Source organism: Shigella sp. FC1567, from assembly GCF_001743015.1.
Classification (GTDB): Bacteria; Pseudomonadota; Gammaproteobacteria; order Enterobacterales; family Enterobacteriaceae; genus Escherichia; species Escherichia coli.
Map to the genome: position 1 here is coordinate 1 of NZ_MIIV01000020.1, position 13488 is coordinate 13488.

The window sequence follows — 13488 nt, forward strand, 5'->3', positions numbered from 1 at the left end:
GAGCAGGTACCGGCATCCACGTTACAGACGGTCCCGGCAAAAGTGCCTGACCTGACCCCTATTAGCGGTTACCAGCGCCCCACCAGACCCGGTGACATCACCCCCCGGATCATGGACGACTGGGGGCAGTAATCATGCCGGGTCTGGCTGGCTAACACCCCATTATAAGGGGTACGAATAAAGTAACGGGAGTATCCTGGAAATGCAGAAAAGTAAACTCTTTGAGAAGGACGAGCAGAACGCCTGAAAATATGCCTTTCCCTTCAGGTTTGTCTGTGGATACCGCTTATTGATTTGAAAGGGCAAGCTGCCAACAGGCTGTTTGCAAAACTCAGGAGGTAAGCAATGAGGACACTACTTTCGGTGAAGTGGGGGAGTTAAAGTCACCTGCTATGCAGGTGACTTTATCCAGGCGAACGCGTTATCAGAACGCGTAGTTAAAGTTAGTACCGAACAGCCAGGCTTTACCTTCAGACTCGAACTGGTATGGGCCTTCGTTAATTTTCACGCTCTGACCGTGCATATAAGAAACACCAACGTCGACTGAAGCATCTTTATTAAATGCGTAAGTCGTACCTGCACTCAGCCAGAAACGGTCCTGGTCCGGAATGGAGATAGAACGATTCTGAGCCGGAACTGGGCTGTCATCAAAGGCGATACCGGTACGGAAGGTCCAGTTATCATCGTAGTAATAAGTGGTACCCAACGCGATGCGGTAAGCATCTTTAAAGCCTTCATGTTTCTGGAACAGCGTGTTGCCACTGGTTGAGGTCGCTTTCAGCTGCTGGAACTGACTCCAGCTGGTGTAAGCCAGGCTATAGTGAATCGCCCACTGTGGATCAACACGGTTATAACCTGACACTTCCCACATTTCAGGCAGGTTCAGCGTCAGATAACCCGATTGCGTTGCGCCACCTGTCGCGGTAGGAATTGGCAAACCGTAGTTATTAAACGCACGATTAAGATCGCTGCTGTAGTTACCTTTGAAGTCAATTTTCACTTCAGAACGGTAGGTCAGTGCATAGCGGTTATTTTTATCCAGTTCATACAGGATTCCGGCGTTCCAGCCAAAGCCCCACTGGTTACCGTTCAGATGAGCGATTTTGGTATTACTGTCGATACCGTTGGCGGTAGCTGCCAATGCTTGCCCTTGAGGAGTTTGCCCGGCAGGAGATTGCATAATCTGACCAGCAACCAACTGCCCCAGATCGCCTGCGAAACGTTCAATTTTCGCGCGAGCGTAGACGGCGTTGAAACCAAGACCAAAGCTCCATGCATTATTTAAGCGATACGCACCGCTTAAGTTCAGGTTCATGGTTTCAAGGTCAGTTGTACCCCCGACAGAGCCGCCTGCATAAGTATCATTAAACTCTGTTGCCAGACCATAGTTAGAGGTAATAGAAGCGCCCCAACCAAATTGGTCGTTAATCGGTGCAACAAAGTGCATGTTCGGAACCCATGCCGTAGGCGCGATGTTATCGGCTTTCAGGCTACGACCAGACGGAGACGTTCCGCTGATATTCACATCCGGGTCAATATAAACCGCACCCGCAGAAAATGTCGGGCGGTCAAACATGGTAATCAATGCGGGGTTACGGCTAACGTTACCTGCATCATCGGCAATTGCGCCTTCCCCTGAATAAGCCCGGCCCAGGCCAGAGGAAGAAAATTCGTTTAACTGAAAGCCTGCCGACCAGGCCTGGGTGGAGATAAGTGCCACTGCGACTGCGAGAGCAGACTTTGTAAACAGGGTTTTCTGGCTCATGACCATAACCTCAATGATTTATTTTTATACAAACTATGTTACGTGCTGTAACAGGAGCGCGAAGTGTAGGGTCTGAGGTACATCTTAGAAATCAGACCAGTGGCGAGAGTATAGGTCGGACCAGCTGGAATGTTGCAAGTATGTTTCCATCTTTTTTCAAATATGATCTAAGAAACGCGATCCAGCTGGCAAAATTTGGAGGTTGCGCACTCGCGGATTCGGGTGAATTTTGTTTTAGATCATTTTTAAGTGTGATTTCGGTCACTTATCCGATTTTGCAGAATTAACAACTGGAGCAGCACTTTCCGGAAGCGTAAAATATCCACAACGTTTATCTGGCACCTTGGGTGCACATACAGAGGAAATCAACGATGAGTAAATGTAGTGCTGATGAAACCCCGGTTTGCTGCTGTATGGATGTTGGCACCATTATGGACAACTCCGACTGCACCGCGTCTTACAGCCGCGTGTTTGCAAACCGCGCAGAAGCAGAACAAACGCTGGCGGCGTTGACTGAAAAAGCCCGTAGCGTGGAATCCGAACCGTGCAAAATCTCCCCGACTTTCACTGAAGAGTCTGACGGTGTGCGCCTGGATATCGATTTCACTTTTGCCTGCGAAGCTGAAATGCTGATCTTCCAGCTGGGTCTGCGTTAATTCCTCTCGGGTACGTTCGCCCCTGTCAGTTGCTGGCAGGGGCGTTTTCTTTTCTTTCTCCTGTCTTCACTGTGTCATAGCTCCCACTTTCCTTTTTCTCCGCTTGGCTAAATGTAAAAAAATGGTTAAGACTATAATCAGGTCAGACCACTTTATTTATTTTTTTACAGGGGAGTGTTATGGGTCAGGTTTTACCGCTGGTTACCCGCCAGGGCGATCGTATCGCCATTGTTAGCGGTTTACGTACGCCTTTTGCCCGCCAGGCGACGGCTTTTCATGGCATTCCCGCGGTTGATTTAGGGAAGATGGTGGTAGGCGAACTGCTGGCACGCAGCGAGATCCCCGCTGAAGTGATTGAACAGCTGGTCTTTGGTCAGGTCGTACAAATGCCTGAAGCCCCCAACATTGCGCGTGAAATTGTTCTCGGTACCGGAATGAATGTGCATACCGATGCTTACAGCGTCAGCCGCGCTTGCGCTACCAGTTTCCAGGCGGTTGCAAACGTCGCAGAAAGCCTGATGGCGGGAACTATCCGAGCGGGGATTGCCGGTGGGGCAGATTCCTCTTCCGTATTGCCAATTGGCGTCAGTAAAAAACTGGCGCGCGTGCTGGTTGATGTCAACAAAGCTCGAACCATGAGCCAGCGCCTGAAACTCTTCTCTCGCCTGCGTTTGCGCGATTTAATGCCCGTACCGCCTGCAGTAGCAGAATATTCTACCGGCTTGCGGATGGGTGACACCGCAGAGCAAATGGCGAAAACCTACGGCATCACCCGAGAACAGCAAGATGCATTAGCGCACCGTTCGCATCAGCGTGCCGCTCAGGCATGGTCAGACGGAAAACTCAAAGAAGAGGTGATGACTGCCTTTATCCCTCCTTATAAACAACCGCTTGTCGAAGACAACAATATTCGCGGTAATTCCTCGCTTGCCGATTACGCAAAGCTGCGCCCGGCGTTTGATCGCAAACACGGAACGGTAACGGCGGCAAACAGTACGCCGCTGACCGATGGCGCGGCAGCGGTGATCCTGATGACTGAATCCCGGGCGAAAGAATTAGGGCTGGTGCCGCTGGGGTATCTGCGCAGCTACGCATTTACTGCGATTGATGTCTGGCAGGACATGTTGTTCGGTCCGGCCTGGTCAACACCGCTGGCGCTGGAACGTGCCGGTTTGACAATGAGCGATCTGACATTGATCGATATGCACGAAGCCTTTGCAGCTCAGACACTGGCGAATATTCAGTTGCTGGGTAGTGAACGTTTTGCTTGTGAAGTACTGGGGCGTGCACATGCCACTGGCGAAGTGGACGATAGCAAATTTAACGTGCTTGGCGGTTCGATTGCTTACGGGCATCCCTTCGCGGCGACCGGCGCGTGGATGATTACCCAGACATTGCATGAACTTCGCCGTCGCGGCGGTGGATTTGGTTTAGTTACCGCCTGTGCTGCCGGTGGGCTTGGCGCGGCAATGGTTCTGGAGGCGGAATAATGGAAATGGCATCAGCGTTTACTCTTAATGTTCGTCTGGACAACATTGCTATCATCACCATCGACGTACCGGATGAGAAAATGAATACCCTGAAGGCGGAATTTGCCTCGCAGGTGCGCGCCATTATTAAGCAACTCCGTGAAAACAAAGAGTTGCGCGGCGTGGTGTTTATCTCCGCGAAACCGGACAATTTTATCGCCGGAGCAGACATCAACATGATCGGCAACTGCAAAACGGTGCAAGAAGCGGAAGCTCTGGCGCGGCAGGGCCAACAGTTGATGGCGGAGATTCATGCTTTGCCCATTCCGGTTATCGCGGCTATTCATGGCGCTTGCCTGGGTGGTGGGCTGGAGTTGGCGCTGGCGTGCCACGGTCGCGTTTGTACTGACGATCCTAAAACGGTGCTCGGTTTGCCTGAAGTACAACTTGGATTGTTACCCGGTTCAGGCGGCACCCAGCGTTTACCGCGTCTGATAGGCGTCAGCACAACATTAGAGATGATCCTCACCGGAAAACAACTTCGGGCGAAACAGGCATTAAAGCTGGGGCTGGTGGATGACGTTGTTCCGCACTCCATTTTGCTGGAAGTCGCTGTTGAGCTGGCGAAGAAGGATCGCCCATCTTCCCGCCCTCTACCTGTACGCGAGCGTATTCTGGCGGGGCCGTTAGGTCGTGCGCTGCTGTTCAAAATGGTCGGCAAGAAAACAGAACACAAAACTCAAGGCAATTATCCGGCGACAGAACGCATCCTGGAGGTTGTTGAAACGGGATTAGCGCAGGGCACCAGCAGCGGTTATGACGCCGAAGCTCGGGCGTTTGGCGAACTGGCGATGACGCCACAATCGCAGGCGCTGCGTAGTATCTTTTTTGCCAGTACGGACGTGAAGAAAGATCCCGGTAGTGATGCACCGCCTGCGCCATTAAACAGCGTGGGAATTTTAGGTGGTGGCTTGATGGGCGGCGGTATTGCTTATGTCACTGCTTGTAAAGCGGGGCTTCCGGTCAGAATTAAAGATATCAACCCGCAGGGCATAAATCATGCGCTGAAGTACAGTTGGGATCAGCTGGAGGGCAAAGTTCGCCGTCGTCATCTCAAAGCCAGCGAACGTGACAAACAGCTGGCATTAATCTCCGGAACGACGGACTATCGCGGCTTTGCCCATCGCGATCTGATTATTGAAGCGGTGTTTGAAAATCTCGAATTGAAACAACAGATGGTGGCGGAAGTTGAGCAAAATTGCGCCGCTCATACCATCTTTGCTTCGAATACGTCATCTTTACCGATTGGTGATATCGCCGCTCACGCCACGCGACCTGAGCAAGTTATCGGCCTGCATTTCTTCAGTCCGGTGGAAAAAATGCCGCTGGTGGAGATTATTCCTCATGCGGGTACATCAGCGCAAACCATCGCCACTACGGTAAAACTGGCGAAAAAACAGGGCAAAACGCCCATTGTCGTGCGTGACAAAGCCGGGTTTTACGTCAATCGCATCTTAGCGCCTTACATTAATGAAGCTATCCGCATGCTGACCAAAGGTGAACGGGTAGAGCACATTGATGCCGCGCTAGTGAAATTTGGTTTTCCGGTAGGTCCAATCCAACTTTTGGATGAGGTAGGAATCGACACCGGGACTAAAATTATTCCTGTACTGGAAGCCGCTTATGGAGAACGTTTTAGCGCGCCTGCAAATGTTGTTTCTTCAATTTTGAACGACGATCGCAAAGGCAGAAAAAATGGTCGGGGTTTCTATCTTTATGGTCAGAAAGGGCGTAAAAGCAAAAAACAGGTCGATCCCGCCATTTACCCGCTCATTGGCGCACAAGGGCAGGGGCGACTCTCCGCACCGCAGGTTTCTGAACGGTGTGTGATGTTGATGCTGAATGAAGCAGTACGTTGTGTTGATGAGCAGGTTATCCGTAGCGTGCGTGACGGGGATATTGGTGCGGTATTTGGCATTGGTTTTCCGCCATTTCTCGGTGGACCGTTCCGCTATATCGATTCTCTCGGCGCGGGCGAAGTGGTTGCAATAATGCAACGACTGGCCACGCAGTATGGTTCCCGTTTTACCCCTTGCGAGCGTTTGGTCGAGATGGGCGCGCGTGGGGAAAGTTTTTGGAAAACAACTGCAACTGACCTGCAATAAGAAGGTCAAAGCTATATGAATCCGCGCTGAATGGCGGAGTATTGGTCAAAATGTAAACGCATATTGACTATACTTACGCCATTGAGGTAAAAAACAGCGTTTCATTCGGTGAATGGATAAGGCACAATGCCGGCCACCGTTTTCTTTCTCTGGTTTCAGATGAAAGAAAATGGGCGAATCTGGTTAACAAAAGCGGTGCAATATGCAAGTTTTTATCATGCGTCACGGCGACGCAGCCCTCGATGCCGCCAGTGATTCGGTTCGTCCTCTGACCACTAATGGTTGTGACGAATCTCGCCTGATGGCGAACTGGCTGAAAGGTCAAAAAGTGGAAATCGAACGCGTTCTGGTGAGCCCGTTCCTGCGAGCCGAGCAAACACTGGAAGAAGTAGGGGATTGTCTGAACCTGCCTTCCAGTGCAGAAGTTCTGCCGGAGTTAACGCCCTGCGGCGATGTTGGTCTGGTCAGTGCCTATTTGCAGGCGTTGACCAATGAAGGTGTTGCTTCGGTACTGGTGATCTCTCACTTACCGTTAGTCGGGTATCTGGTTGCCGAGTTATGTCCGGGCGAAACGCCGCCTATGTTTACCACCTCGGCCATTGCCAGCGTAACGCTTGATGAAAGCGGAAACGGTACATTCAACTGGCAGATGAGCCCGTGTAATCTGAAGATGGCAAAAGCTATCTGATGTGTTCCAAATTATGCCCAATGAGGTAGATTCATTGGGCATAATTGCTCATCAGGCAGCGGATATCTGTCAACCTCACTACTATCGAAGACTCTCCTTATCTATAAATAAAACACTTTCTACATTCATTCGGAAATTATTCTTCTGCACGTATCTTGATTTTGCCCAAAGTTACATGTTGAAATGAATAATGTCTGTTTGACACTCATTGTCATTTATTAATACAGATAATAGAGTTGAATAATCAGGCAGGATGTAATTGAAACTTGATTAAATTCTGGCTATAGTGTTTATATATTATATTGTCAAAAGTGGATAAATGCCAATCGCATTATATGTTCATTGTTTGTTTTTTAAGCTGTTGATATTCATTATTGATATACTTTCTATTTTTTCTAAATACTTATTCCGTATTTTTTAAGGATGTCCTTAAGATAATCTTTCTTCTGTCAATATATTAATTAAATCTACATTTACTCTTTAGTAAAATTAAATTGCATCAGGGGTGTGGAAACATCACTATGCGGCCCCACACCAACGAATACAATTTTCTACGACCTGTTCTTTTTGGATCGCATGCCGTATTCAATGGCTGGGTATAAACATTGGCTATTGACTGAATCAATGTATTGCAATGTTTATATTTTTAATTATTTATAGTTTAAGGACAAATAATGAGTAAGTTTGTTAAAACAGCTATTGCTGCGGCAATGGTGATGGGCGTGTTCACCTCTACGGCAACAATCGCTGCGGGTAACAACGGTACTGCACGTTTTTACGGCACCATTGAAGACTCAGTGTGTTCTATCGTTCCGGACGATCACAAACTGGAAGTTGATATGGGTGATATCGGTGCCGAAAAACTGAAAAATAACGGCACCACCACGCCGAAAAGTTTCCAGATTCGTCTGCAAGATTGCGTATTTGATACTTAGGAAACAATGACCACTACCTTTACTGGTACCGTTTCTTCTGCAAATAGCGGCAATTATTACACCATTTTCAATACCGATACCGGTGCGGCATTTAACAATGTTAGCCTGGCGATCGGTGACTCTCTGGGTACCTCTTACAAAAGCGGCATGGGTATTGACCAGAAAATAGTGAAAGACACTTCTACTAATAAAGGCAAAGCGAAGCAGACACTGAACTTTAAAGCCTGGCTGGTCGCGCAGCTGATGCGCCAGATCTGGGTAATTTCGAAGCAAATACCACCTTCCAGATTACTTACCTGTAAGGCATACCCCCATAGCGACACTGCTATGGGGGATTTAAATGGATTTTGACCGAACAAGAATAAAAACGGATAGAAACGTGTATGCCTGACCATTCTCTTTTTCGATTACGGATTCTTCCGTGGTGCATTGCGCTGGCAATGTCAGGGAGTTATAGTAGTGTCTGGGCTGAAGACGACATTCAGTTTGATTCCCGTTTTCTGGAATTAAAAGGCGACACAAAAATTGATCTGAAGCGTTTTTCCAGCCAGGGATATGTTGAGCCCGGAAAATACAATTTACAGGTTCAACTAAATAAACAGCCATTGGCGGAAGAGTACGATATTTACTGGTATGCTGGTGAAGATGACGCGAGCAAAAGCTATGCTTGTCTGACACCGGAACTGGTAGCGCAGTTTGGTTTAAAAGAAGACGTGGCGAAAAATCTGCAATGGAGCCACGATGCTAAATGCCTGAAATCCGGTCAACTGGAAGGCATGGAAATTAAGGCTGATTTAAGCCAGTCCGCATTAGTCATTTCACTGCCACAGGCTTACCTCGAATATACTTATCCCGACTGGGATCCGCCTTCACGTTGGGATGACGGCATCTCCGGGATCGTCGCGGACTACAGCATCAACGCACAAACCCGGCACGAAGAAAATGGCGGTGATGATAGTAACGAGATCAGCGGCAACGGGACGGTCGGGGTTAACCTGGGGCCGTGGCGTATGCGTGCTGACTGGCAGACTAACTATCAACATACTCGCAGTAATGATGACGATGAATTCAGCGGCGATGAAACTCAAAAAAAATGGGAGTGGAGTCGCTACTATGCCTGGCGGGCGTTACCATCATTAAAAGCCAAACTGGCGCTGGGCGAGGATTACCTCAGATCCGATATTTTTGATGGTTTTAACTATGTTGGTGGTAGTGTCAGTACTGACGATCAAATGTTGCCTCCCAATCTGCGCGGCTACGCGCCAGACATTTCCGGCGTGGCACACACCACAGCAAAAGTGACCGTCAGCCAGATGGGGCGTGTGATTTACGAAACGCAGGTTCCGGCTGGACCGTTTCGTATTCAGGATCTTGGTGATTCTGTCTCCGGTACGTTGCATATTCGCATTGAAGAACAGAACGGCCAGGTGCAGGAATATGACATCAGCACCGCCTCGATGCCATACCTCACTCGTCCAGGTCAGATTCGCTATAAGATCATGATGGGCCGTCCGCAAGAGTGGGGACACCATGTCGAGGGTGAATTTTTTTCTGGTGCTGAAGCTTCCTGGGGGATCGCTAACGGCTGGTCGTTATATGGCGGCGCACTGGGAGATGAAAACTATCAGTCTGCGGCGCTTGGCGTCGGTCGCGATTTGTCTACATTCGGCGCGGTCGCGTTTGATGTTACTCACTCGCACACCAAACTGGATAAAGACACCGCTTATGGCAAAGGTTCGCTGGACGGTAACTCCTTCCGTGTGAGTTATTCCAAAGACTTTGACCAGCTCAACAGCCGCGTTACTTTTGCTGGATATCGCTTCTCGGAAGAGAACTTTATGACCATGAGCGAGTATCTGGATGCCAGTGACAGCGGAATGGTACGCACGGGCAACGACAAAGAGATGTACACCGCCACTTATAACCAGAACTTCCGCGATGCGGGTGTTTCGGTTTATCTCAACTATACCCGCCATACCTACTGGGATCGCGAGGAGCAGATAAACTACAACATCATGCTCTCGCACTATTTCAATATGGGCAGTATTCGTAATGTCAGCATCTCGATGACTGGCTACCGTTACGAGTATGACAACCAGGCCGACAAAGGCATGTACATTTCGCTCAGTATGCCGTGGGGCGACAACAGTACCGTTAGCTATAACGGTAACTATGGCAGTGGGACGGACAGCAGTCAGGTCGGTTATTTCAGCCGTGTCGATGACGCGACTCACTATCAGTTGAACGTCGGCACCAGTGACAAACACACCAGCGTTGACGGCTATTACAGCCATGATGGTTCGCTGGCGCAGGTTGACCTCAGTGCGAACTACCATGAAGGGCAATACACCTCTGCGGGCTTGTCGTTACAGGGCGGCGCAACGCTTACTGCCCACGGTGGCGCACTTCACCGTACCCAGAATATGGGCGGGACACGCTTGTTGATTGATGCCGATGGCGTTGCCGATGTTCCGGTGGAAGGTAACGGGGCTGCTGTTTATACCAATATGTTTGGTAAAGCCGTCGTTTCTGACGTCAATAACTATTACCGCAATCAGGCGTATATCGACCTCAACAGATTGCCTGAAAACGCTGAAGCAACCCAGTCGGTGGTGCAAGCCACGCTAACTGAAGGTGCCATTGGCTACCGTAAATTTGCTGTCATTAGCGGACAAAAAGCGATGGCGGTGCTGCGCCTGAGCGACGGCAGCCATCCTCCGTTTGGCGCAGAAGTAAAAAATGATAACGAGCAGACAGTGGGCCTTGTCGATGATGACGGCAATGTTTATCTGGCTGGGGTGAAACCTGGCGAACACATGAGTGTGTTCTGGAGTGGTGTTGCGCATTGCGATATCAACCTGCCGGACCCGCTGCCTGCCGATCTGTTTAACGGCTTGTTACTACCATGCCAGCATAAAGGCAATGTAGCACCTATCACTTCGCCGGCGGTCAAACCGGCGATTCAGGAACAGACACAGCGGGTGACGCCAACGGAACCTCCGACTTCAATTTCAGTAAACCAGTAACGTGATTAAGGAATGATCCATGTTTAATCTGACTAACACTGCAAAAATCGTTGTCCCGGCACTGGCGCTGCTGGCGACAGCGGTCAGTTTCTCCAGCCACACTTCGGTGACGCCCGACAGGACACGGCTGGTGTTTAACGAAAGCGACAAGTCCATCAGCGTCACGCTGCGCAACAACGATCCCACACTGCCTTATCTGGCGCAGAGCTGGATAGAGGATGCAAAGGGCAACAAAATCAGCTCTCCGCTTGCGGTGCTTCCGCCAGTGCAGCGCATCGATGCGATGATGAACGGCCAGGTGAAGGTGCAGGGGCTGCCGGATATCAACAAACTGCCGGCCGACCGCGAGAGCGTGTTCTATTTCAACGTGCGCGAAATTCCGCCGAAATCAAATAAACCGAACACACTGCAGATTGCGCTGCAGACGCGTATCAAACTGTTCTGGCGACCGAAGGCGCTGGAGAACACCAGCATGAAAAGTCCGTGGCAGCATAAGGTGACGCTCATCCGTAACGGCCAGGACTTCACCGTCAATAACCCGACGCCGTACTACGTGATCATCAGCAACGCCAGCGCTAAAAAAGGCGGCAACCCGCCGGCGGGATTCACACCGCTGATGATGGAGCCGAAAACCTCCGCACCGCTGAATGCGAAGATGGACAGCGTGCCGGTGCTGACTTACATCAACGACTACGGCGCGCGGATGCCGCTGTACTTCAAATGCACCGGCAACAGCTGCCAGGTGGATGAAGAGCAGAGCCGCAAAGGCTGATGCCGGGAGGGACTTATGAGTCACAAGTTTGTAGCGGGCGCAGGGTTGCTGGTGCTGGCCGGATGGGGCATCAGCGGTTTGGCTGTTGCTGGCAGTGATATCAAACAGGTGGATCTGACGCTGCGAATCCTAGTCGATGGACCGCCGCCTTGCTCCGTGAAGGGAAGCGCTGTGAAATTTGGCAATGTGATAATCAACAGGATCGATGGTACCAATTACCAACAGGATGCGAAATACACCCTCAACTGCGGTAATAAAGTCAGCGATGACTTACGGATGCAGCTCAAAGGCAATACCGCCGTGATCAACGGAGAAACGGTTCTCAGCACGGATATCGCCGGCCTGGGGGTGCGGATAGAAAACGCCGCCGACAACTCCCTGTTTGCAGTTGGTGAAAATAACTGGACGCCTTTTAATGTCAACACTCAGCCTCAGCTGAAAGCGGTGCCGGTAAAACAGAGCGGGGTGCAACTGACTCCGTCGGAGTTTAACGCCACGATGACCATGGTGGTGGATTACCAATGAAAAAATTCCTGCTCCTTTTACTGTGCGCTGGTTGCGGGGCTGTGCTGGCGGCGGAAGATGACATCACATTCGACGGTACGCTGATGTCGCCGCCCGCCTGTAGCATCAGCGGCGGGCAAACCATCGAAGTGCAATTTCGCGATCTCATTATCGACAGCATTGATGGCAATTATGGTCGTCAGAAAGTGGACTACGAACTGAGCTGCGACTCGGATGTCCGCGATCCCGAGTGGAATATGACACTCTCCTGGACGGGGACTGCCACCTCCTACAACGACTCTGCTATTGAGACGGATGTACCGGGCTTCGGAATTGAGCTTCAGCATGACGGTCAGCGTTTTAAGCTCAACGAGCCGCTTTCCATTAACGCCACCGATTTTAGCCAGAAGCCAAAGCTGGAGGCGGTACCGGTCAAAGCGGCTGATGCGGTGCTGACGGACACGACCTTTTCTGCTTACGCAACCTTACGGGTGGATTACCAATGAAAACAGCACACATTTATTCACCCGGTTATGCGCTGTTAGCAGGCCTGCTGCTGACCGCCAGCACAGGAGCACAGGCAGTCGACAACAACCTGCATTTTTACGGCAACCTGCTGAGTAAATCCTGCACGCTGGTGGTGGATGGTGCCAACCTGGCAGAAATCCATTTTCCCACCGTCAGCAACCGGGATTTGATGGTATCTGGGCAGTCCGCGCATCTGCCGGTTGTGTTTAAGCTGAAAGACTGCAAAGGGCCGGCGGGATACAACGTCAAAGTCACGCTGAGCGGCACCGAAGACAGCGGTCAGCCGGGTTTTCTGGCAGTCGATGACACCTCCACCGCGCAGGGCGTGGGGATAGGGATGGAAACGCTCGACGGCAAGCGGGTGGATATTAACAACACCACCGGGGCGACCTTTGCGCTTACCAACGGCAACAATGATATTAATTTCCGGGCCTGGATCTAGGCGAAAAGCGGTCGTGATGTAACCATCGGTGATTTCACCGCCAGCCTGACAGCAACTTTTGAGTATATTTAAAATGAAAATCCTTCGTCATGTTTTATGTCTTTTATTGCTGTTAATGTTCAATACATGCGGCCAGGCGGCGACGAAAGTTGGTGAGTTATATGTGCCAGCTGGTGCCAGTTCACCTGCGACAGAGTGGATTTGCCCCTATATTTCCAGACATCTGTTATCACTTAACCCATTACAAGCCCGCTGCCGCAGATATTCCCGTGGCGAGCGATAACCCAGCGCACTATGCGGATGCCATTCGTTATAATGCTCGAACGCCTCTGCAAGGTTCTTTGCTGCCGTTAACCCGTCTGGTTTGGGCATGATACTGATGTAGTCACGCTTTATCGTTTTCACGAAGCTCTCTGCTATTCCGTTACTCTCCGGACTCCGCACCGCCGTGTTCTTCGGTTCAAGTCCCAACATCCGGGCGAACTGGCGTGTTTCATTAGCCCGGTAGCATGAACCATTATCCGTCAGCCACTCCACT

10 protein-coding genes and 2 pseudogenes are annotated in these 13488 nt (G+C 50.5%); 10 read left to right on the forward strand and 2 right to left on the reverse strand.

Annotated elements, in window-relative coordinates:
* Nucleotides 1-424: 424 nt before the first annotated feature.
* Nucleotides 425-1765, reverse strand: a complete 1341-nt coding sequence (gene fadL, locus BHE85_RS01650; RefSeq protein ID WP_005007635.1) for a long-chain fatty acid transporter FadL — start codon at nucleotides 1763-1765, stop codon at nucleotides 425-427.
* Between the two features lie 371 nt (nucleotides 1766-2136).
* On the opposite strand from fadL, the gene BHE85_RS01655 reads away from it, so the two are divergent.
* The 10 genes and pseudogenes from BHE85_RS01655 to BHE85_RS01705 all read left to right on the forward strand — a co-directional run bounded on the left by BHE85_RS01655 (nucleotide 2137) and on the right by BHE85_RS01705 (nucleotide 13022).
* Nucleotides 2137-2421: a YfcZ/YiiS family protein gene (locus BHE85_RS01655; protein ID WP_000030901.1), complete on the forward strand. Its 285-nt coding sequence runs from the start codon at nucleotides 2137-2139 to the stop codon at nucleotides 2419-2421.
* Between the two features lie 179 nt (nucleotides 2422-2600).
* The gene (gene fadI / locus BHE85_RS01660) at nucleotides 2601-3911 is read left to right on the forward strand and encodes an acetyl-CoA C-acyltransferase FadI (RefSeq protein ID WP_000531949.1); all 1311 of its coding nucleotides are present in this window, start codon (nucleotides 2601-2603) and stop codon (nucleotides 3909-3911) included.
* Nucleotides 3911-6055, forward strand: a complete 2145-nt coding sequence (gene fadJ / locus BHE85_RS01665; protein ID WP_000425002.1) for a fatty acid oxidation complex subunit alpha FadJ — start codon at nucleotides 3911-3913, stop codon at nucleotides 6053-6055. The genes fadI and fadJ overlap by 1 nt, the downstream gene beginning before the upstream one ends.
* Nucleotides 6056-6257: 202 nt before the next feature.
* Nucleotides 6258-6743, forward strand: coding sequence for a phosphohistidine phosphatase SixA (gene sixA / locus BHE85_RS01670; protein WP_001195819.1), 486 nt, complete (start codon nucleotides 6258-6260; stop codon nucleotides 6741-6743).
* Between the two features lie 674 nt (nucleotides 6744-7417).
* Nucleotides 7418-7980, forward strand: a pseudogene (locus BHE85_RS27150) (fimbrial protein).
* 81 nt (nucleotides 7981-8061) lie between these two features.
* Nucleotides 8062-10704 (forward strand): fimbrial usher protein YfcU, encoded by a 2643-nt coding sequence (gene yfcU, locus BHE85_RS01685; protein ID WP_005058328.1) that lies wholly within the window; start codon nucleotides 8062-8064, stop codon nucleotides 10702-10704.
* 19 nt (nucleotides 10705-10723) lie between these two features.
* Entirely contained in the window at nucleotides 10724-11476 is a 753-nt protein-coding gene (locus tag BHE85_RS01690; protein WP_039064205.1) for a fimbria/pilus periplasmic chaperone, read from the forward strand.
* Between the two features lie 15 nt (nucleotides 11477-11491).
* Entirely contained in the window at nucleotides 11492-12001 is a 510-nt protein-coding gene (locus BHE85_RS01695) for a fimbrial protein (protein ID WP_000018471.1), read from the forward strand.
* Nucleotides 11998-12486 carry a fimbrial protein gene (locus BHE85_RS01700; protein ID WP_039064204.1) on the forward strand — a complete coding sequence of 163 codons (489 nt, stop codon included), beginning with the start codon at nucleotides 11998-12000 and terminating at the stop codon, nucleotides 12484-12486. Before BHE85_RS01695 ends, BHE85_RS01700 begins: the two co-directional genes overlap by 4 nt.
* Nucleotides 12483-13022, forward strand: a pseudogene (locus tag BHE85_RS01705) (fimbrial protein). Before BHE85_RS01700 ends, BHE85_RS01705 begins: the two are co-directional and overlap by 4 nt.
* A gap of 135 nt (nucleotides 13023-13157) precedes the next feature.
* On the opposite strand, the gene BHE85_RS01715 reads toward BHE85_RS01705, so the two are convergent.
* A partial coding sequence (locus BHE85_RS01715; RefSeq protein WP_000321149.1) for an integrase core domain-containing protein occupies nucleotides 13158-13488 on the reverse strand: 331 nt, incomplete at its 5' end.